The organism is Tessaracoccus caeni (assembly GCF_029211185.1).
GTDB classification, from domain to species: Bacteria; Actinomycetota; Actinomycetes; order Propionibacteriales; family Propionibacteriaceae; genus Arachnia; species Arachnia caeni.
In genome coordinates this window covers 118,730-136,977 of record NZ_JARGDO010000005.1, presented here as the reverse complement: position 1 = coordinate 136,977, position 18,248 = coordinate 118,730, and the positions used below count along the sequence as shown (strand labels likewise).

Here is an 18,248-nt window from a genome sequence, read left to right as displayed (position 1 = left end):
TCTCGGGAGTCCGGTGATCCCGACCTGTTCTTTCAAGCGTCGATGATGAGCGCCACGACGCCTCGGATCTGCTGAAGCGCGGCCGGGCCCACGTTGCCAACGTGCGCGCTCACCCGTGACACGGCCACGGATCGGATGTGTTGGCACTGTGCCGCGGAGGTGGCAGTGAGGCCGTTGTGTACATCTGGCTCTACGACGATCTCAGAGCCGCTGTCGCGAATGGTGCTGGTCAGGGGAACGACCTGGACGACGTTGGGGCCGCCGCGGAGGATCTGAGCGGCCGTGATGATGATGGCAAGTCGACGGAGACCTGCCTCGGAGCCGGAAGGAACGCCGAGGTCGAGTTCGACGACGTCACCCGGCGTCAGCATCGAGCCAGGCTCGTTCGTCGTCGTGCAGAGGCTCGGAGAGCTCTTGCCCGATGGCGTCTTGTTCGAGCAGTCTGACAGCTCGGGTGATCGTGTCGGTGAGGGTCTCGCCGCGCCTGGCGGCTAGGTCATTGAGTGCGTCGCGTGCGGGGCGAGTGACGCGGATCGTTGTCGTGGTGCTCATATCCCCAGGGTACGACTGGTAGACGAATTTATCTACACCCGCCAGTCGCCTTCTTCGGGGGAGCCGTGGCAGCGCCAGGTGACCGGGTTGCCGGTGTGCGTGATGTCGGTGAACCAGTAGGTGGCGTCGGGGTTCCAGCCGGCGATCAGGCTGGCGGTCTCGTCGTCGACGGGGATGGGCACGCCGGCGGCGGAGAGGTAGCCGGTGTAGCTGAGGCGGACGGCGTCGTAGTGTTCGGCGACGCGTGCCCAGTCGGGCACCACCCAGCGACCGGCGCGTCCGGTGGTCTCGCGCCAGTCGTGCTGTTTCTGGAGGGTCACCTCGAGCGGATGGTTCCGGCAGAGGCGCGCCCAGTCCTCCGCTCCGTGGATTTCGTAGATTCTCACCGACGACGGCACCTCGACGCGCCTCGCGTCCGCCTTCTTCCAGCCGACGGTGTCCTCTACGAACCACAGACCCGACGGGGCTCCAATGGGAAGCGAGCCGCAGCTCACGGGCAGGCCATGCGGCGGCGTTGACCACCAAGCGCCCGAGCATTCGCCGTCGGCCGATGCCTCACGGAGCGTGGCGTTGGCGCGCCAATCCTTCAGCACGGCGGGTGCGGAGTGCGGCTCGTGATTGTGGGCGTCGTGCCAGTGCAGCTCCCATTGGTTTTCGCGGTCGATGGGGGTCGACAACCAGGAGGCCGAAGCCGACGACGCGACCCATTCCGCCACTCGGCCCAGGGCTTCGCGGACGGACGGAATTGTGGTGAGCAGGTCGTCACCGTCGGGTTCCTGCCAATACATGGCCGCATCCACCGACTGCGCCAGGCAGAAGCGCAGCACCTCCATGCCCGGCTTGATCAACGGCACCGCTCCGAGTGCTCGGGCGACGTCGCCTGGAAAGACGTCGGGAATGCGGTCGGGATCATTGGCCCCGGGGCCCCACCCGAAGCGGGCGACGGCATGGCCGTTCAGCTTGGCGAGCCGATAGCTCGCATCGAAGATGCTGCTCCCGAGCGGTCCGCCACCGTCGGGAGATGTCTCCCGCTCGGACTCGACGGCGAACTGCAGCAGCATTCGACGGCCTCGCGGACCGGCGAGGAGCTGCTCGGGCGAGAGACCGGAGGCGGTGGCAGACATGCGTCCACGGTAGTTGATGGTGGGTCACGCTGCTCACAGCAGAACGACGCCGGCGTGCACCACCTGGCGACTACCGTGGCATTCATGGGAGAGCTGCGAGCCATCACCAATACAGACGACATCGAGCCGCTATGGCGCGAACTGGTCGGCGAGGCCCTGCGCCGTCGACGAACGGAGGACGGGCAGCGTCTGGTCGACGTGGCCCGGCGGGCGGGCGTCTCGCCGCAGTACCTCTCCGAGATCGAACGCGGGCGCAAGGACGCCTCGTCGGAGGTGCTGGCCGCTGTGGCCGGAGCCCTCGACCTCACCGTGCTGGACCTGGTGAGCCTCGCCACCGCGAGCCCGAGCGCCGCGGTGAGCGCCCGGGCTTGGACCGGTCCGGTCTGCCTGGCTGCCTGAGGTTCAGGCTCACTCTGCCGCGGAGCGGTAGGCCAGGACGGCGTCGACGATGCCGTAGTCGACGGCGCCCTGGGCCGTGAGCACGAGGTCGCGGTCAGTGTCGGTCCTGATCCGCTCCGCCGTGTGGCCTGTGTGCCGCGCCAGCACCTCCTCCAGCAGGCTGCGCGTGCGCTCCACCTCGTCGGCCTCGAGGATCAGGTCAGGGATGGTGCCCCGGCCCTCCGCCGCCGGCTGGTGCAGCACGACGCGCCCATGCGGCAGGATCTGCCGATGCCCCGGCGCGCCCGCCGCGAGCAAGACGGCCGCGTTGGCCACCGCTTGGCCGACGCAGGTCGTCTCGACGCGCGGTCGCACGAACTGCATGGCGTCGTAGATGGCCAGCATCGCCGTCGTCGATCCGCCGGGGGAATTCAGATACAGCTGGACCGGGGCATCGGGGTTCTCCGACTCCAGGTGGATCAGCTGGGCGATCACCGCGTTGGCGACCCCGTCGTCGATGGGCGTGCCCAAGTAGAGGATCCGGTCGGCCAGGAGGCGCGAGTAGATGTCGGAGGTGCGCTCGCCGTTGGTGGTGCGGGTCGAGACGTACGGGATGGGATAGCTGCTCACGACGCCACCCCCAGCCCGATGCCGGCTCGTGGCCGTGGACGGATCTCGTCGATGCTCTCGACGATGTGGTCGAGGAAGCCGTACGCCTTCGCCTCCTCGGCATCGAACCAACGATCGCGCCGCGAGTCGCGCTCCACCGTGACGACGTCCTGGCCGGTGTCGGCGGCGATCAGGCCGAGCACGGTGTCGCGGGTGCGACGCAGGTCGTCGGCCTGGATGGCGATGTCCCCGGCCGTGCCGCCGAACCCCGCCGACCCCTGGTGCAGCAGCACCTTGGCGTGCGGGAGGCTGTAGCGGTGACCGGGCTCGCCGGCGCTGAGCAGGAACTGCCCGGCGCTGGCCGCGAGCCCCAGATTGACCGTGCGCACTCTGTTGGGGATGGCCCGCATGGTGTCGCGGATGGCCAGCATCGCGCTGACCGAGCCGCCGGGGGAGTTGATCCACAGCGAGATGTCGGTGGCGGGGTCGTCGACGGAGAGCAGGATCAGCCCGGTGCAGATGCGATTGCCGATCGTCTCGTCCAAGGCCGTGCCGAGCAGCAGGACGCGCTGCTCCAGCAGACGCCCGGCGAGTTGCTCGTCGAGGGCGGAAGGAGGCTTGTCGTTCATGACGCCAGCCTGCTCCCGCCCCTCGACCCGCAAAAGGGCGATCCGCCGACAGCAGCGCTGCCGACAGCAGAAGAGCGTGGCAGGGTCAGTCGGCGGCGTCTGCCTTGGCGAACTGCTCCTCCATCGCCTCGACGTCGATGGCGTCGGCCTCGACGGTCTTGGTGCCGTAGTAGACCTCGCGATCCAGCTCGCCCATCTTGTTGCCGACCAGCATCGCGACGAAGGTGTCGCCGTTCACGTTGAGGAAGGTGCGGAAGATACCGGTGAACCAGTCGACGGCGATCAGCAGACCCACGGCCTCGAGCGGCAGGCCCAGCGAGGTGCCGAGGAACATGGCGACGACGGGGAAGCCGCCCGGTACGGTGATGGTGCCCATGTTGAGCAGGATCGCCAGCGCCATGCCCATCGCGATCTGGCCGAAGGTCAGCTCCACGGAGCCGGTCTGCGCCAGGAACATCACGACGATCATGTAGTTGAGCACCGCACCGTAGGAGCCCATCGTGAGGCCCACCGACAACGTGAAGTTGGAGATGCGCTGGCTCACGCCGACCTTCTCGATGGCCGTGCGCAACACCGTCGGGAAGGTGACGGCGGAGCTGGTGGTGGTGATCGCGATCAGGGTCTGGTCGCCCAGCTTGCCGGGCAGCAGGGCCGGGTTGACGCGGGTGACCAGGGTCACCACGACGACGAACAGGGCAGTGACGATCAGCACGCCGAGCAGCGTGGTGCCGAGGTACGCCAGCCCGCTGGTCACGACGCCGAAACCGACGGTGCCCGCCAGCGGCGCGAGGAGGCAGAAGATGCCGATCGGAGCGATGCGCATCACGATCCGGATCATGGTGATCACCACCTGCTGCACCTGATCCAGCACGTCGACCACCAGCCGGTTGCCCGTCGAGGTCACGTACGCGTTCAGGGCGACGCCGAACAGCAGCGAGAAGACGATGATCGGCACCATCGTCGCCGTGGACATGGCGGAGAAGATGTTGGTGGAGACGAAGCTGAGCAGCGTGTCCTGCCAGCCGGTGGCCGCGCCGGCCTGCTCGGAGAGCGTGGGATCGATCTCGCCGGAGAAGACGATGCCCGCGCCCGGCTGGATGGCGGAGCTGAGCAGCCAAGCCACGACGGCGGCGACCACCGAGAAGCCGAGCATCCACTTGAACGTGTGGAAGGCCATCTTGCCCATGCCCGAGCCGCTCATCGAGCCGGTCGCGACGATGACCGATGTCATCACCAGGGGAACGATCGCCATCTGGATCAGCCGGATGAAGATGTCGCCGACGAACTTGAGGTTGCCGGCCCATTCGCCGGCGATCAGGCCGAAGACGATGCCGAGGACGGCGGCCGCGCCGATCTGGGCTGCGGGGTGTTTGAGGACTTTCATCGCTGCCTCCGAGGGGGAGAGGGAAGGAGGGCCGGCTGGGGGTCGCCGGATGCGAATGACGCTATGACGCGCGGATTCGATGCAAGGAACAGTGGCGTTTCGATTTACTCGTTGTGCTGTATCAATCTCGTGACAGGCCGTCCGAGGCGTCGTGGGCGGCCGTCGGGAACCCTCGGACAATCTCCACGATCGATCTCCATTCCCGTTCGAGGGGGTTCTAGAGTGGAATTCTCAGCCGTCTGCCCTGGGAGGTGAGGCCGTGTACGACCCGCGCCAGGTGGCGATCCTGGTCAAGTTCCGGCAGAGCCCCGCGTTCGAGGACAAGACCGCTGCGTGCCTGGGCTATCGGTTCGACGGGCACGTGTTCCGCGTGACGCTGCCGACAAAGGCGGGCGCGACCGAGTATCGCGTCGCGCCGGACGGCTTCCGCGCGCTTCAGAATCCGGTTCTCGTCGCGACTGCCGACACCCACCTGATCGTCGTCCAGGGCCTGGTCGAGGAGCACGCGACGGAGGTCTGGCGCTTCGACGACTCGGGCGAGAGCTGGCTGCGCGTGTTCACCGTCGACCCTGACACCGGCACCGAGAGCTACCAGACCCATCCCGCGGAGGACGTCGAACTGCGCGCCTGCGTGGAGCCGGGACGCGGTGCGGACGTCCTTGCCTACCTCCGACGTCTCGTCGCCGCCCTTCCCGACGATGATCCCCTCCGCAGGGCCTATGGGGCCATGCGACGCGTCCACGGGGACAGTGCGCTGGCCCGCTACCTCTCGGGTGAACCGATTGCGCCGCGCGGACTGCCGGCCGATGTCCTGGAGGCGACGCTCTTCCCGTTCTCCTTCAACCCCAGCCAGCGCGACGCCGTGCTCAGCGCGCTGACGCACCCCATCGCGGTCATCGACGGCCCGCCCGGCACCGGTAAGACCCAGACGATCCTCAACCTGATCGCCAACATCGTCGTGGAACCGGGCGCGACGGTGGGGGTGGTCTCGTTCAACAACGCGGCGGTCGACAACGTGCGCGACAGGCTGGACAAGCACGGCGTCGGTTTCATGGCCGCTGCCCTGGGCAACAAGAACCGGATCGGTGCCTTCTGCGAGGGACAGGGGGCGCGGAACCAGGAGGTCGAGCAGTTCCGCTCCCAGCCGCCGCCTGGTGACGTCGATCCCAGGGAGCTCGCCGTTCTCGCCAACCGGTTGGGGTCGCTGCAGCAGCGTGATCGACGCGTCGCCGAGCTCAAGGAGCGGGCCGCCGCCTATCGCGTCGAGCAGCGCCACTTCGAGGAGCGCATCGGTGACGAGGCTCTCCCCGAGTTGGACGATCTTCCTCTGCTCAGCCGCTCGTCCGAGCGCGTCGTGCAGTACCTCGCGGAGTCCGAGCACGTCCATCAGCGGGCCGGCGCCGTCGAGCGCCTGATCGCTCGCGTTCGCGGGTACTTCCGCTATGGGTCGACGCGCTTTCTGGATCCCGACGATACCCAGACCGTGCTGCAACTGCAGCGCGCCTTCTACCGCAAGCGCGTCGAGGAACTCGAACGAGAGATCGCGCAGGGCGAGGCCGACCTGGAAAGCGGACAGTTCACCTCGCTCGCCGCGACCCACCGTCGGCTCTCCGAGCAGGCCCTGCACGCCGCGCTTCACCGTCGCTACGCGGGCACGACGTCGCGGATCTACGACGCGGACGGCTACCGATCACAGTTCTCGGCCTTCACTCAGGACTATCCGGTGATCCTGAGCACCTGTCATTCGCTCAAGAGGAACCTTCCCTCCAACCACCTGCTCGACTACCTCATCATCGACGAGGCGTCGCAGGTCGATCTGCTGGCCGCGGCGCTGGCCCTGTCGTGCTGCCGCACGTTGATCGTCGTGGGCGACGAGCGGCAACTGCCCCAGATCGCCAACCTCGATGCGGCCCGCCGCGCCGGAGAGGCACCGCACCCGGCCTTCGCCTATGACCAGCACAGCATCCTCACCTCGCTGGTGGCGTTGCACGGCGACGCGCTGCCCCGCACCCTGCTGCGCGAGCACTACCGCTGCCACCCGGACATCATCGGGTTCTGCAACAAGAAGTTCTATGGCGATCAGCTCATCCCTTTCACCTGGGGCAGGACCGGCAACGATCCGCTCAGGGTCATCCGCACCCCGCCTGGCGAGCACATGCGGCACCTTCGCCAGGGTGGCAACATCAATCAACGCGAGGCCGAGCTCGTGGCGAAGACGATCTTGCCAGAGCATTTCCACGGCGTGGATCCCCACCGGATCGGCATCGTCACGCCGTATCGGCGGCAGGTGGGCACTATCACCGATGCCCTTGGCCAGGCGGAGGATCTGCTCGACCAGGGCACCGAGGTCGATACGGTGCACAAGTTCCAAGGCAGGGAGAAGGACATCGTGATCATGTCGGCCGTGCTCGACGGAACCCGCCAGGGCGCGATTGCGGCTGGTTTCGCTGATGGCGCGCATCTGATCAACGTCGCCGTGTCGCGCGCGGTCGAGGAGTTCGTTCTCGTCGCCCATCACAAGAACCCGCCCAGAGCCAGGAACCTTCGTGACCTGGCCGACTACATCCGCTACCGGTATCCGAACAACGACCAGATCAACGAGACCGTCATCTCTGTCTTCGACCTGCTCTACCGCGAGTACTCACGCCACCTGAAGCCGCTCGCTCAGCGGCTCCGTGGAGAGATGGATTACAAGTCGGAGGACATCATCTGGACAGTGCTTCACGAGATCTTGGAACGGCCCGAGTATTCGCAGCTGGCCGTTCATGCCCATGTCCGGCTGCGGCACCTCATCGTGAAGCCCCAGCGACTTTCCCCGCCGCAGGTGGCGTTCGTCAACCGGGCCTCGCACGTGGACTTCCTCATTCACAACAAGACGACGAACCGCGCCCTGCTGGCGATCGAGGTGAACGGATTCGCCTTCCACCAGAACGATCCGGTGCAACAGGCCCGGGATCGGCTCAAGGAGGAGATCTGCGCCAGCCAGGGGCTGCGCCTGCTGCCCCTGCCGACCACGGGTAGCGGCGAGGTCGCCCGGATCGTCGCCGCCCTCGACGCGGAACTCGCCGCTCCTACTTACGCAGCGGAGGACGGTACCCCAGAGCGGACTGGGTGAGAGCGTCGATGCCGTACTGCGCGGTGCCGGCGAACTCGTCGTCCATCGCGGCGACGGGGAACGGCCGCCCGCCGACGATCGGCAGCCGCAACAGGGTGAGGTGCGAGAGGAACTCCACCACGTCGTCGGGGAATCCCTTGTCGGGCCGCCACGGGGTCTGGGTGAGAACCAGCCAGATGGGACACCGCTGCTTGGCCAGCTCGCGGACCAGCTCGATCTGCTGATCGTCGAAACGACGATCGGAGGCCTTGAGACACAGCCAGTAGCCGTGGATGGCGTGGTCGGGGCCTTCGGCAGCGCGTTCGTCGGCGATCACCGACAGGTTGCGGACGAAGCGTCGCAGTTCAGTGAACGACTCGGCGCCCTCGAAGTCGTAGAGCCCCAACCGGCCGTCGGGCGTCTCGTAGAACCACAGTCCCTTGGTGACCGGAGCGCCGATCCCTGCGGAGGCCTGCTCGCTGCCCACCACCGCGTTGATCAGCGTGGACTTGCCGACGCCCGTGGCGCCGATCACGGCGACGTTGGTGCGACGGGGCCGTTCGGGTTGTCGACGTCGACCGCGGAACCGGGACCAGAGCGACGCCACTATCGCTTCTTCAAGACGAAGTCGCGGAACAGGCCGAACATCATCCCCGTGAGCTGGTTGTCCTTGATCAGAGTGCCGATCTCGATCTCGCCCTTGGCGTCGCGCTCGCACAGCGTCTGCCAGGCGGCGCCGAGGCCACCGGTGAGGGTGCCCGCGACCGACGCGTTGATCGCGGTGCCCGCCCCCGGCACGAACTTGAGCAGGTTGGTGGCTGCCAACCGCCCGAGCCACTGCGTCAGGAGTTGGCCGAGCAGCGTCGAGACGGCCTCAGGGCCCAACGGGACGTTGTAGATGGTGGTGATCCGGCGCATCATCTCGGTCTGCACCCCGGCCAGTGGGAGGGCGTCGGGGATGGGGATGGGGGCCGCGCCGATGCCGGCTGCGGCGGCGGTGGCCATCGCGATCACGCGTTGGGCGGCCTTGCGCTTCAGCTCGATGTCGATCCGCTGGGCCGCGGCGAAGGCAGCCTGCTGACCCTGCGGCGCGGCCGATTCCGTGGCGCGCACCAACGCGTCCAGGCCGTGGCGGCGGGCGCCGGTGAAGGGGTCGTCGAGCGCCGCGACGGGAACCGGCTGACCGCCCACGATGGGCAGTCGGAGGCCGGTCAAGTAGGACAGGAACTCCTTGGCGTCGCGCGAGTACCCGAGCTCGGGCTTCCATGGCGTCTGGGTGACCACCAGCACCACCGGCAGGCCCATCCCGGTGAGCTGCGCGACGAGCGCCTTCTGCTGATCGTCGAAGCGACGGTCGGAGGCCTTGATGCACAACCACACGCCGTGGATGGCCTGCGACGGGTGGGCCTCGATGCGCTGCCGGTAGACCTTGGCGAAGCCTGCGACGAACTGCCCGAGCGTCGCGAAGCTCTCAGCCCCCTCGAAGTCGTAGAGGCCCAGCGTCGCGTCCTTCGGCGCGTGATATTGCACGCCCTTGGTGACCGGCGAGCCGACGCCGGTGACCGCCAGGTCGACGCCGAAGACCGCGTTGATCAAGGTGGATTTACCGACGCCGGTGCCGCCGAGCACCGCGAGGTTGTAGCGGGAGAGATCGGCCGACTTCCAGGCAGCCAGCAGCTTGTCCTGCGTCGACTTGCCGGCCACCGCTTTGTCCTGGGTCACCGTCGCGTCTCCTTCTCGAGTTGCTTGAGGATGCCCGAGACCGCCTTGATCCGGCCCTTGATCTCCCGGGCCGGTGCCGTGCGCGGATCGTCCACCAGGGAATGGACCGTGAGGTCGTTCTCCAGCCCGGAGCGCAGCTGCCGCAGATACTCGATCTCGGTGACGGGCGTCGCGGGGCGCAGCCTCATCTTGGCCACCGCGACGGCGTGCAACTGCCGGAGCTTCTCGTCGATCTCGCCGGTCCCGACGGCGATCCGCGGCGGCTCGGTGTCTTTGACGGCGGCCAGCGCCGCGTCGGCCCACATCCGGGGCGCGCCCAGATCGGAGGCGAACTGGCGCAGGGCGGCCTCCAAGGTCTCGGGCGGGATCGAGATCTGGAAGGGCGCGAAGGGACCGTCGATCGTCGCCTCGACGAGCAGCGACAGGCACATCGCCTCGGGCAGTCGTCCGCGGAACTGGTCGCGGAGTCGGCCGGGATCGGTGGGACGCGCGGCATCGTCGCCGAGCGGGCGCCACGACCGGGTGGCCAGGTGCGCTCGCGCGGTCAGCATCCGCTGGCGGCGCTTGACGCTGGTGTCCTCGTCGATCAGCAGATCCATCAGGTGCAGTCGCGCGACGGCGCCCAAGCCGGGCAGCTCCTCCAGCGGCGCGAAGCGGGGATTGACCACCCCGCCCGCCGACCAGTCGAGGAGGTCGGGGATCTCCAGCGCGATGTGGGACGCCACGAGCACGGCCCCTCCTTTCGGCGGCGGTCTGTGCTGTGAATAGTAGTGGGGCCGCCCAATCTCTCGAGGCCGAGGGAATGCGGAAGTTGCGGCGACGATGGGCCGCCCAGGATGAAAGAATGCCCGGGATGTCTGGTGAGAATGAGTCGTGGCGCCTGCCCGTGCGGCGGGTGAACAACGAGCGCGTGTCCGTGGTGTACCGAGCGGTGCTGGCCTTCGCCCGCGCCGTCGTGCCGCTGGTGTCGGTGCGGCACTGGCGCAACCAGGAGACGATCCCGAAGGGCGGCGGCGTGCTGGTGGTGTCCAACCACCTCTCCAACTTCGACGCGCTCGCGCTGGGCGAGTACCTCATCTACTCGGGCCGGTGGCCGCGCTTCCTCGGCAAGTCCGACATCTTCCGCATCCCGGTGCTCGGCTGGATCGCACGCAAGTGCCGCCAGATCCCCGTCTACCGCAACACAGATCGCGCCAGGGACGCCCTGATCGCGGCGGAGCAGGCGCTGGAGGCCGGCGACCTGGTGGCGATGTTCCCCGAGGGCACCATCACCGCCGACCCCGACGGCTGGCCCATGACCGCGCGTCTCGGCGCCGCCCACCTCGCGCTGACGACGGGCGTGCCGCTGATCCCGGTGGCGCAGTCGGGCACCAACCTGGTGCTGGGGCAGAAGAAGCTGGAGTTCCGTCGGCTCTTCGGCAAACGCAAGGACGTCTACATCGAGGCCGGCGACCCCATCGACCTGTCTCCCTGGGCCGGTCGCACCGACAAAGAGGCCCAGCTCGAGGTCACCGAGGTGATCCTCGACACCCTGACCGCGATGGTCTCCGAGATCCGCGGCTTCCCTGCGCCCGAGGGCCGCTACGACGCGCGGGTGGGGGCCCGCGTGACGCGACCTTAATACTCTTCTTATAGGCTGTCCGGCGGACATCTGAGGGAGGACCACATGGGCCAGCGCATCCGCGTCGCATTGATCTTCGGCGGCCAGTCGCCAGAGCACGGCGTGTCGTGTCTGACGGCCGCCAGCGTGCTGCGGGCGATCGATCAGGACCGCTACGACGTGGTGGGCGTCGGCATCGCCAAGTCCGGCCGTTGGTGCCAGGTGTCGCTGGAGGACATCGCGGATTACCGCATCGTCGACGGTGCCCCGCCGGAGGTGACCGAGCCCGACCATGACGCGGTCTGGATGGTCGGCCCCGACGGCTGCCAGGTGGCCACCCGCAACGGTGAACGGTTGGTCGACATCCACGGCGTCGATGTGGCGTTCGCGCTGCTGCACGGGCCGTACGGCGAGGACGGCACCATCCAGGGGCTGTTCGAGATGATGGGCATCCGCTACGTCGGCAGCGGCGTGGCCGCGTCGGCGATCGGCATGGACAAGCACTTCATGAAGGTCGCCTTCGAGGCGGCCGGGCTGCCGGTGTGGCCCTACGTCGCGGCGTCCGCGCATCGTCTGCGGCATCATCGCGACGAGGTGCTGGCCGAGATCAACCAGCTCACCTACCCGCTCTTCGTGAAGCCCTCCCGCGGCGGCTCCTCGATCGGCATCAGCCGCGTCGCCGATCCCTCGGAGCTGGACGCTGCCATCGCCGAGGCCCAGCGCTTCGACCCGAAGGTGGTGGTGGAGCAGGGCTTCGTCGGCGCGCGCGAGCTGGAGTGCGCCGTGCTGGGCGCGCCCGAGAATCCCGACGGCTGCGTCGCGTCCGTGATCGGCGAGATCCGGGTGCAGGCGGATGACGGCTTCTACGACTACGAGGCCAAGTACTTCGACGAGAACGGCGCCGCCCTGGATGCGCCCGCCGTGCTGGACGAGGCGCTCTCGACGAGGCTTCAGGAGCTGGCAAAGCAGGCCTATCTTGCGGTCGACGCCGAGGGCCTGGTGCGCGCCGATTTCTTCGTCTCCGGCGACGAGATCTTCATCAACGAGGTCAACACCATGCCGGGCTTCACCCAGATCTCGATGTTCCCGACGCTCTGGCAGGTCTCCGGCATGACCTACCCCGACCTGGTGGCCGCGCTGATCGACCTGGCGCTGGAGCGCCCCGTCGGCCTGCGCTGATCCAGGGAAGGACGAGACCGAGATGGGCGAGTTCGACCTGATCGACGAGATCACCCACGAGCTGCCGCAAGGCGACGACGTGGTGCTGGGCCCCGGCGACGACTGCGCGGTGCTGCGCCTGAGCGGCGACGTGGCGATCACCACCGACGCCCTGATCGAGGGCGTGCACTTCAAGCAGCAATGGTCGTCGGCCGAGGCCGTGGGCCGCAAGACGGTGGCGGTGAACGTCTCCGACGTGGAGGCGATGGGCGCCAAGCCGTCGTCGATCGTCGTCACCCTGGCGTTTCCCAAGAGTCAGGATCCGCGCTGGGTGAGCGAGTTCACCAAGGGCGTACGCGCCGAATGCGAGCGCGCCGGGGTGAGCCTGGTGGGCGGTGACATGAGTTCGTCGTCGATCGTCTGCATCTCGGGCACCGCCGTCGGCGATCTCCAAGGGCGCGCGCCGCTGACCCGCACCGGTGCCAAAGCCGGCGACGTGGTGGCCTACTGCGGCACGCTCGGCATGGCCGGCGCCGGCCTGGCGACGCTGATGCGCGGCTTCCGCTCGCCTAAGGACGCCGTCGCGGAGCAGCTGTGCCCGAGCGTGCCCTACGGCCAGGGGGTCGTCGCGGCGGAGGCCGGCGCCACCGCGCTGATGGACGTCTCCGACGGCCTGCTGCAGGATCTCGGCCACATCGCGCGCGGCTCAGGCGTGGCCATCGACGTCGACACCTCCACTCTGGAGCTGCCCGATCCGGTGGTCCGGGTGGCGGCTGCGACGGGCCGCTCCGCGCTCAGCTTCGTGCTCACCGGGGGAGAGGACCACGCGCTCGTCGGCACCTTCCCGGCCGAGGCCGCGGTGCCGCAGGGATGGCGCCTGATCGGCCGCGTGGTCGAGGGCGACGGGGTGCTCGTCGACGGTGCGAGCTTCGATGGCGCAGCGGGTTGGGATCACTTTTCTTAGGAATCTCGGCTAACGTGGCGCTCATGGCGTCCCGCTCTTCTTCCCCAGCGCGGAACACCGGCACTAAGGCGCGCTCCTCGAGCGGGTCAGGCGCTGCACGTTCCACGGCCAAGAAGCCGGCCCCCAAAGGGGCTGGCAAATCGACCACGCGTGCGTCCTCCGCGCGCCCCCCGGCAAAGAAGCCCAAGCAGGGGCCTGGCGTCGGAACCAGCATCCTGAAGGGCATCGCCGCGATCTTCCGCGGCCTCGCCTCGGGCGTGGGCTGGATCGCGCGCAGCATCGGCGGCTCGGCCAACAGCGTCGAGCCCGCCCTGCGTCGCGACGGTTGGGGCCTGCTGCTGCTGGCGCTGGCCATCGTCGCCTCGGGTGGCGTGTGGTCCAACCTCGACGGCGCCGCCGAGTGGGTGCGCATCGCGCTGACCACCATCTTCGGCACCCTCGCCGTGGCGGTGCCCGCCGTCCTGTACTACGGCTCCTGGCGCGTGCTGCGCCACCCCGCCGACGTCGACCGCGCCCCCAGCACGGGCATGGGATGGGTGCTGCTCACACTCGGCGTGCTGGGCCTGGTGAGCATCGCCCACGGCGTGCCCCGTCCCGACCAGATGGACCTGGTGCGGGAGGCCGGCGGCATCCTCGGCTTCGTCTCCTCCAGCATGCTGGTGGATCTGGGGACGATCTGGCTGGCCATCCCGCTGCTGACCATCGTCGCGCTGTACGGCGTCGTGATGGTGATCGGACGCCCGGTGCGCGACATCGTCGCCGGTATCGGCGGCCTGCTGGGCGCGCTGGTCGAGAAGCCGGCGGTGGAGAAGGAGAAGCTCACCCTCGGCGTCGACGTGCCCTACGACACCCCGCTGGTGTCCGACCCCGACGAGAAGTCCTGGGACGACCGGTGGGCCGAGCTCGAATCCGAGCCCGAGCCTCAGCCCAAGCCCGTCACGGCGGGACGGCGTCGCGGCGCCAAGGCCGAGCCCGCCCCTGTCGAGCCGGTCACCTTCGCGGCGCCCGAGCCCGAGCCGTTGCAGCCCCCGGCACCGCCCATCGACGTGCCGCGAGGCGAGCAGCTGCAGCTCGACGGCGACGTGCTGTACCAGCTGCCTGACGAGCGGCTGCTCGTGCCCGGCTCCAAGCCCAAGGCGCGCAGCGAGGCGTCCGACAAGGTGGTGCGTCAGCTCGCCGAGGTGCTGCGCGAGTTCGAGATCGACGCCCGCGTCACCGGCTACACGCGGGGCCCGACGGTCACCCGCTACGAGGTGGAGCTCGGCCCCGCCGTCAAGGTGAGCAAGGTCACCGGCCTGGCCGACAACATCGCTTACGCGGTGGGCAGCAACGAGATCCGCATTCTCACGCCCATTCCGGGCAAGTCCGCGATCGGCGTCGAGATCCCCAACCTCGATAAGGAAGTGGTCTCGCTCGGCGACGTGCTGCGCTCGAACAAGGCCCGCAACGACCATCATCCGCTCACGGTGGGCCTGGGCAAGGACGTCGACGGCGGCTTCGTCGTGGCGAACATGGCCAAGATGCCGCACCTGCTGGTGGCGGGCGCCACCGGCTCCGGCAAGTCGAGCTTCATCAACTCGCTGATCACCTCGATCATGATGCGCTCCACGCCCGAAGAGGTGCGGATGCTGCTGGTCGACCCGAAGCGCGTCGAGCTGAACCAGTACGAGGGCATTCCGCACCTTGTCACGCCCATCATCACCAACCCGAAGAAGGCCGCCGAGGCGCTGGCCTGGGTGGTGCGCGAGATGGACATGCGCTACGACGACCTGGCCGCCTTCGGGTTCCGGCACGTCGACGACTTCAACAAGGCGGTGCGCGCCGGCCAGGTGGTGCTGCCGCCTGGTTCCGAGCGCAAGCTGGCGCCGTATCCCTACCTGCTGGTGGTGGTCGACGAGCTGGCCGACCTGATGATGGTGGCCCCGCGCGACGTCGAGGAGTCGGTGGTGCGCATCACCCAGCTCGCCCGCGCCGCCGGCATCCACCTGGTGCTGGCCACCCAGCGTCCGTCGACCGACGTGGTCACGGGCCTGATCAAGGCCAACGTGCCATCCCGGCTGGCCTTCGCCACGTCGTCGATGACGGATTCTCGCGTCATCCTGGACCAGCCGGGCGCCGAGCGCCTGGTGGGCAAGGGCGACGGGCTTTTCCTGCCGATGGGCTCCGGCAAGCCCATCCGCGTGCAAGGCGCGTGGGTGAACGAGTCGGAGATCCGCGAGGTGGTGAGCTTCATCTCCGGACAGCTCCAGCCCACCTACCGCGAGGACGTCACCGCTCCCGGCGCGTCGGAGAAGAAGGTGGTCGACGACATCGGCGACGACCTGGAGCTGGTGCTCGACGCCTGCGGCCTGGTGGTGGAGCTCCAGCTGGGCTCCACGTCGATGCTGCAGCGCAAGCTGCGCGTCGGCTTCGCCAAGGCCGGCCGCCTGATGGACATCCTGGAGTCCCGCGGCGTCGTCGGTCCGTCCGAGGGCTCCAAGGCCCGCGACGTGCTGGTCAAACCCGAGGATCTCGACGAGGTTCTCGCGAACCTGGCGAACGGTTAGTCCCCGGCGGGATAATTGGTATCTGATGACCGCAACCAGCCTCCGATCCGTCCACATCGCGACGCTCGGTTGCGCACGCAATGACGTGGACTCGGAGGAGCTGGCCGCCAGGCTCGAGGATGGCGGCTTCCAGATCGTAGAAGTGGAGGCACCATGACCAGCGAGGCCACCAAGCCGAGCAACTTCAACCTGCCCAATGCGCTGACCGTGCTGCGCATCATCTTGGTGCCGGTGTTCCTGATCATCTTGTTCCTGCGACCGGACGATCCCACCTGGCGGATCTGGTCGTCGGTGGCGTTCACGGTGGCCATCCTCACGGACATGGCCGACGGCAACATCGCCCGCAAGTACAACCTGGTGACCGACTTCGGGAAGCTCTGGGATCCCGTCGCCGACAAGGCGTTGACCGGCGCCGCATTCATCTCGCTCAGCATCCTCGGCGAGTTGCCGTGGTACTTCACCATCATCATCCTGGTGCGGGAATGGGGCATCACCTGGCTGCGCGCGGCCATCGCCAAGTACGGCATCATGGCGGCCAACCGCGGCGGCAAGCTGAAGACGGTCACCCAGTCGGTCGCGCTGATCCTGTACCTGGTGGGGCTGTCGAATCTTCCGGTCTGGCTGAGCTACATCGCTCAGGGCATCATGTGGGCCGCGCTGGTGCTCACCGTGCTCACCGGCCTCGACTACCTGCGCGAGGCGCAGCGCATCCGTACCGAGGGCAAGAGCAGGGCCTGAGCGCAACCCCTGAGTGAAACCGCTGAGAGCCCGCCTCTAGACTTGGCGCCATGGCGATGAGTGGAAGCGTGGAGTTGGCCCGTCAGGTGATCGAGATGATGCGGCAGCGCACCCTGACCCTCGCCACCTGCGAGTCCATCACCGGCGGAGGGATCGGCTCGGCGCTGACCTCCGTGCCCGGCGCGTCGGCGGTCTACCGCGGCGGCTTCATCACCTACGCCAGCGACCTCAAGAACACTCTCGCAGGCGTCGATCTCGAGCTGATCACCGAGAAGGGCGTGGTCAACGAGCTCACCGCGCTGCAGATGGCCAAGGGTGCGCTGCGTCGCTGCGACGCCGACTGGGGAGTCGCTACGACGGGCGTGGCGGGCCCCACCGCGATCGAGGGTCACCCGGTCGGCACCGTGTGGTTCGCCGTCGTCGGGCAGAAGAGGGGCATGTCGGGCCGGCCGCGGTTCACGGAACTCGTGCATTTCGACGGCGACCGCGAGGCCATCCGTCAGGCGTCCATCGAACACGCCTTCCGGATGCTGCTCAGAGTTTTTTGATCGCTGTGGGAATAAACCGGGATGCGTCCTGGTTGGATCCATCAGACGCGGGCAACGGGCTCGCCGATGGGTTAGGCAAGTAACCATGAAGACCATTCTCATTCGTAAGGTGATGGGCCAGACGCTCCGGGAGACCCGGGTCGCCGCCGGCATGACCCTGCGAGAGGTCTCCATGTGCTCCATGGTGTCGCTCGGCTATCTGTCGGAGATCGAGCGCGGCCACAAGGAGGCCTCCAGCGAGGTGCTGTTCGCCATCGCGTCCGCCCTCAACGTCTCCCTGTCCGACCTGATGGCGAAGATCAGCGTCAAGATCGCAGAGCTCGAGTCGCTCAGCGTGCCGCGCGTCGCCGTCGCGGCCTGACGTCGTCGACGGTCAGGACACCTCCACGAGACGCACATCGACGCCGAGCGCGCGGATCCTGTCCAACTCGACGGGATCCGCGTCGGCGTCGGTGACCAGCACCTGCACCTCGGAGCAGTCCGCCATCTTGGCCAGAGTGCGATTGCCGATCTTGCTGGAGTCGGTGACGACGATCACCTGCTGCGCCCGCTCGATCATCAGATAGTTGGTGCGCGCCTCGGTCTCGTCGTGCGTGGTGAGTCCGCCGTCGGCGCTGATGCCGTCGACGCCGATGATGGCGGTGCCCACGTTGACCAGCTTCATGGTGGATTCGGCGAGCGAGCCGACCAGTTCCAGCGAGTTGCTGCGCAGCACGCCGCCCGCGATCAGGACGCGCGCCTGCCCCAGCTCGGCGGCCTCCAGTCCGATGCTCAGCGAGTTGGTGATGATGGTGAGGTCGCTGCGGCCTTGCAGCGCACGCAATACCTCGGCGGTGGTGGTGCCCCCGCTCAGGCTGATCGCGTGGCGGCCCTTCGGAATCAGGGAGGCGACGAGCTGCGCGATCCGGCGCTTCGCCTCGTGGTGATGGCTGCCGCGGAAACGCACGGGGAGTTCCTGTGTGTCGCGCGCCGGCCGTGCGCCGCCGTGAGTGCGCTCGATCAGGCCTTGTTCTGCCAGCAGCGCGACGTCGCGCCGGATGGTGGCGGCGGAGGTGCCCAGCTCTTCCGCCAACGTGGACAGCTGGACGTGTCCGCGCTCGGACAGCAGCGCGAGCAGCGCCACCATGCGATCCGATCGCTTGCGCGAGGGGGCCCCGGCGGTGTTCATATGGGCGGCTCCAAAAGCATGGATGTTGTGGGTC

At 68.1% G+C, this 18,248-nt stretch carries 20 protein-coding genes; 10 read left to right on the top strand and 10 right to left on the bottom strand.

Annotated features, from left to right (window positions below; all coding sequences use genetic code 11):
• Nucleotides 1-32: 32 nt before the first annotated feature.
• The 3 genes from P0D62_RS06365 to P0D62_RS06355 are packed head-to-tail and all read right to left on the bottom strand — an operon-like array spanning nt 33 to nt 1,676.
• A complete protein-coding gene (locus P0D62_RS06365) occupies nt 33-371 on the bottom strand; it encodes a type II toxin-antitoxin system PemK/MazF family toxin (protein WP_275701789.1) in 339 nt (112 codons plus the stop codon).
• Nucleotides 355-552 (bottom strand): hypothetical protein, encoded by a 198-nt coding sequence (locus P0D62_RS06360; protein ID WP_275701788.1) that lies wholly within the window; start codon nt 550-552, stop codon nt 355-357. The genes P0D62_RS06365 and P0D62_RS06360 overlap by 17 nt, the downstream gene beginning before the upstream one ends.
• Before the next feature lie 32 nt (nt 553-584).
• Nucleotides 585-1,676 (bottom strand): hypothetical protein, encoded by a 1,092-nt coding sequence (locus P0D62_RS06355; protein ID WP_275701787.1) that lies wholly within the window; start codon nt 1,674-1,676, stop codon nt 585-587.
• Between the two features lie 84 nt (nt 1,677-1,760).
• Here P0D62_RS06355 and P0D62_RS06350 point away from each other — a divergent pair, with 84 nt between their 5' ends.
• Nucleotides 1,761-2,075 (top strand): helix-turn-helix domain-containing protein, encoded by a 315-nt coding sequence (locus P0D62_RS06350; RefSeq protein WP_275701786.1) that lies wholly within the window; start codon nt 1,761-1,763, stop codon nt 2,073-2,075.
• Between the two features lie 9 nt (nt 2,076-2,084).
• Here the strand turns inward: P0D62_RS06350 and P0D62_RS06345 are convergent, their stop codons facing one another.
• The 3 genes from P0D62_RS06345 to P0D62_RS06335 form a co-directional block, all read right to left on the bottom strand.
• The gene (locus P0D62_RS06345; protein ID WP_275701785.1) at nt 2,085-2,684 is read right to left on the bottom strand and encodes a ClpP family protease; all 600 of its coding nucleotides are present in this window, start codon (nt 2,682-2,684) and stop codon (nt 2,085-2,087) included.
• Entirely contained in the window at nt 2,681-3,292 is a 612-nt protein-coding gene (locus P0D62_RS06340; protein ID WP_275701784.1) for a ClpP family protease, read from the bottom strand. The genes P0D62_RS06345 and P0D62_RS06340 overlap by 4 nt, the downstream gene beginning before the upstream one ends.
• A gap of 85 nt (nt 3,293-3,377) precedes the next feature.
• Nucleotides 3,378-4,676 carry a dicarboxylate/amino acid:cation symporter gene (locus tag P0D62_RS06335; protein ID WP_275701783.1) on the bottom strand — a complete coding sequence of 433 codons (1,299 nt, stop codon included), beginning with the start codon at nt 4,674-4,676 and terminating at the stop codon, nt 3,378-3,380.
• 259 nt (nt 4,677-4,935) lie between these two features.
• Here P0D62_RS06335 and P0D62_RS06330 point away from each other — a divergent pair, with 259 nt between their 5' ends.
• On the top strand, nt 4,936-7,791 hold the full coding sequence (locus tag P0D62_RS06330) for an AAA domain-containing protein (protein WP_275701782.1): 2,856 nt from the start codon (nt 4,936-4,938) through the stop codon (nt 7,789-7,791).
• Here the strand turns inward: P0D62_RS06330 and P0D62_RS06325 are convergent.
• Genes P0D62_RS06325 through P0D62_RS06315 form a run of 3 tightly spaced genes read right to left on the bottom strand, consistent with a single transcriptional unit; the run spans nt 7,748 to nt 10,223 of the window.
• On the bottom strand, nt 7,748-8,377 hold the full coding sequence (locus P0D62_RS06325; protein WP_275701781.1) for a GTPase domain-containing protein: 630 nt from the start codon (nt 8,375-8,377) through the stop codon (nt 7,748-7,750). The genes P0D62_RS06330 and P0D62_RS06325 overlap by 44 nt on opposite strands.
• Nucleotides 8,377-9,492, bottom strand: a complete 1,116-nt coding sequence (locus P0D62_RS06320; RefSeq protein ID WP_275701780.1) for a DUF697 domain-containing protein — start codon at nt 9,490-9,492, stop codon at nt 8,377-8,379. Before P0D62_RS06320 ends, P0D62_RS06325 begins: the two co-directional genes overlap by 1 nt.
• The gene (locus tag P0D62_RS06315; RefSeq protein WP_275701779.1) at nt 9,489-10,223 is read right to left on the bottom strand and encodes a hypothetical protein; all 735 of its coding nucleotides are present in this window, start codon (nt 10,221-10,223) and stop codon (nt 9,489-9,491) included. The genes P0D62_RS06320 and P0D62_RS06315 overlap by 4 nt, the downstream gene beginning before the upstream one ends.
• Nucleotides 10,224-10,345: 122 nt before the next feature.
• Here P0D62_RS06315 and P0D62_RS06310 point away from each other — a divergent pair, with 122 nt between their 5' ends.
• The 8 genes from P0D62_RS06310 to P0D62_RS06275 all read left to right on the top strand — a co-directional run bounded on the left by P0D62_RS06310 (nt 10,346) and on the right by P0D62_RS06275 (nt 17,407).
• The gene (locus P0D62_RS06310; RefSeq protein WP_275701778.1) at nt 10,346-11,113 is read left to right on the top strand and encodes a lysophospholipid acyltransferase family protein; all 768 of its coding nucleotides are present in this window, start codon (nt 10,346-10,348) and stop codon (nt 11,111-11,113) included.
• Nucleotides 11,114-11,158: 45 nt separating this feature from the next.
• Complete coding sequence (locus P0D62_RS06305; protein ID WP_275701777.1) at nt 11,159-12,271, top strand: D-alanine--D-alanine ligase family protein; 1,113 nt, start codon at nt 11,159-11,161, stop codon at nt 12,269-12,271.
• A gap of 22 nt (nt 12,272-12,293) precedes the next feature.
• Entirely contained in the window at nt 12,294-13,214 is a 921-nt protein-coding gene (locus P0D62_RS06300) for a thiamine-phosphate kinase (RefSeq protein ID WP_275701776.1), read from the top strand.
• Nucleotides 13,215-13,237: 23 nt separating this feature from the next.
• A complete protein-coding gene (locus tag P0D62_RS06295; protein WP_275701775.1) occupies nt 13,238-15,760 on the top strand; it encodes a DNA translocase FtsK in 2,523 nt (840 codons plus the stop codon).
• Nucleotides 15,761-15,785: 25 nt separating this feature from the next.
• Nucleotides 15,786-15,917, top strand: a complete 132-nt coding sequence (locus tag P0D62_RS06290; protein WP_406708232.1) for a hypothetical protein — start codon at nt 15,786-15,788, stop codon at nt 15,915-15,917.
• Nucleotides 15,914-16,498 carry a CDP-diacylglycerol--glycerol-3-phosphate 3-phosphatidyltransferase gene (gene pgsA, locus P0D62_RS06285; protein ID WP_275701774.1) on the top strand — a complete coding sequence of 195 codons (585 nt, stop codon included), beginning with the start codon at nt 15,914-15,916 and terminating at the stop codon, nt 16,496-16,498. The genes P0D62_RS06290 and pgsA overlap by 4 nt, the downstream gene beginning before the upstream one ends.
• Before the next feature lie 50 nt (nt 16,499-16,548).
• A complete protein-coding gene (locus tag P0D62_RS06280; RefSeq protein WP_275701773.1) occupies nt 16,549-17,046 on the top strand; it encodes a CinA family protein in 498 nt (165 codons plus the stop codon).
• 85 nt (nt 17,047-17,131) lie between these two features.
• Nucleotides 17,132-17,407: a helix-turn-helix domain-containing protein gene (locus P0D62_RS06275; RefSeq protein WP_275701772.1), complete on the top strand. Its 276-nt coding sequence runs from the start codon at nt 17,132-17,134 to the stop codon at nt 17,405-17,407.
• 12 nt (nt 17,408-17,419) lie between these two features.
• Here the strand turns inward: P0D62_RS06275 and P0D62_RS06270 are convergent, their stop codons facing one another.
• The gene (locus tag P0D62_RS06270) at nt 17,420-18,172 is read right to left on the bottom strand and encodes a DeoR/GlpR family DNA-binding transcription regulator (protein WP_275701859.1); all 753 of its coding nucleotides are present in this window, start codon (nt 18,170-18,172) and stop codon (nt 17,420-17,422) included.
• Between the last annotated feature and the right edge of the window lie 76 nt (nt 18,173-18,248).

Bases quoted from the DNA above. Each gene is read 5' to 3' on its own strand.
- P0D62_RS06275 (WP_275701772.1), top strand. From the start codon at position 17,132: ATGAAGACCATTCTCATTCGTAAGGTGATGGGCCAGACGCTCCGGGAG.
- P0D62_RS06305 (WP_275701777.1), top strand. From the start codon at position 11,159: ATGGGCCAGCGCATCCGCGTCGCATTGATCTTCGGCGGCCAGTCGCCA.
- P0D62_RS06310 (WP_275701778.1), top strand. From the start codon at position 10,346: ATGTCTGGTGAGAATGAGTCGTGGCGCCTGCCCGTGCGGCGGGTGAAC.
- P0D62_RS06300 (WP_275701776.1), top strand. From the start codon at position 12,294: ATGGGCGAGTTCGACCTGATCGACGAGATCACCCACGAGCTGCCGCAA.
- P0D62_RS06355 (WP_275701787.1), bottom strand. From the start codon at position 1,676: ATGTCTGCCACCGCCTCCGGTCTCTCGCCCGAGCAGCTCCTCGCCGGT.
- P0D62_RS06290 (WP_406708232.1), top strand. From the start codon at position 15,786: ATGACCGCAACCAGCCTCCGATCCGTCCACATCGCGACGCTCGGTTGC.
- P0D62_RS06350 (WP_275701786.1), top strand. From the start codon at position 1,761: ATGGGAGAGCTGCGAGCCATCACCAATACAGACGACATCGAGCCGCTA.
- P0D62_RS06270 (WP_275701859.1), bottom strand. From the start codon at position 18,172: ATGGTGGCGCTGCTCGCGCTGCTGTCCGAGCGCGGACACGTCCAGCTG.
- P0D62_RS06340 (WP_275701784.1), bottom strand. From the start codon at position 3,292: ATGAACGACAAGCCTCCTTCCGCCCTCGACGAGCAACTCGCCGGGCGT.
- P0D62_RS06280 (WP_275701773.1), top strand. From the start codon at position 16,549: ATGGCGATGAGTGGAAGCGTGGAGTTGGCCCGTCAGGTGATCGAGATG.
- P0D62_RS06335 (WP_275701783.1), bottom strand. From the start codon at position 4,676: ATGAAAGTCCTCAAACACCCCGCAGCCCAGATCGGCGCGGCCGCCGTC.
- P0D62_RS06360 (WP_275701788.1), bottom strand. From the start codon at position 552: ATGAGCACCACGACAACGATCCGCGTCACTCGCCCCGCACGCGACGCA.
- pgsA (WP_275701774.1), top strand. From the start codon at position 15,914: ATGACCAGCGAGGCCACCAAGCCGAGCAACTTCAACCTGCCCAATGCG.
- P0D62_RS06365 (WP_275701789.1), bottom strand. From the start codon at position 371: ATGCTGACGCCGGGTGACGTCGTCGAACTCGACCTCGGCGTTCCTTCC.
- P0D62_RS06295 (WP_275701775.1), top strand. From the start codon at position 13,238: ATGGCGTCCCGCTCTTCTTCCCCAGCGCGGAACACCGGCACTAAGGCG.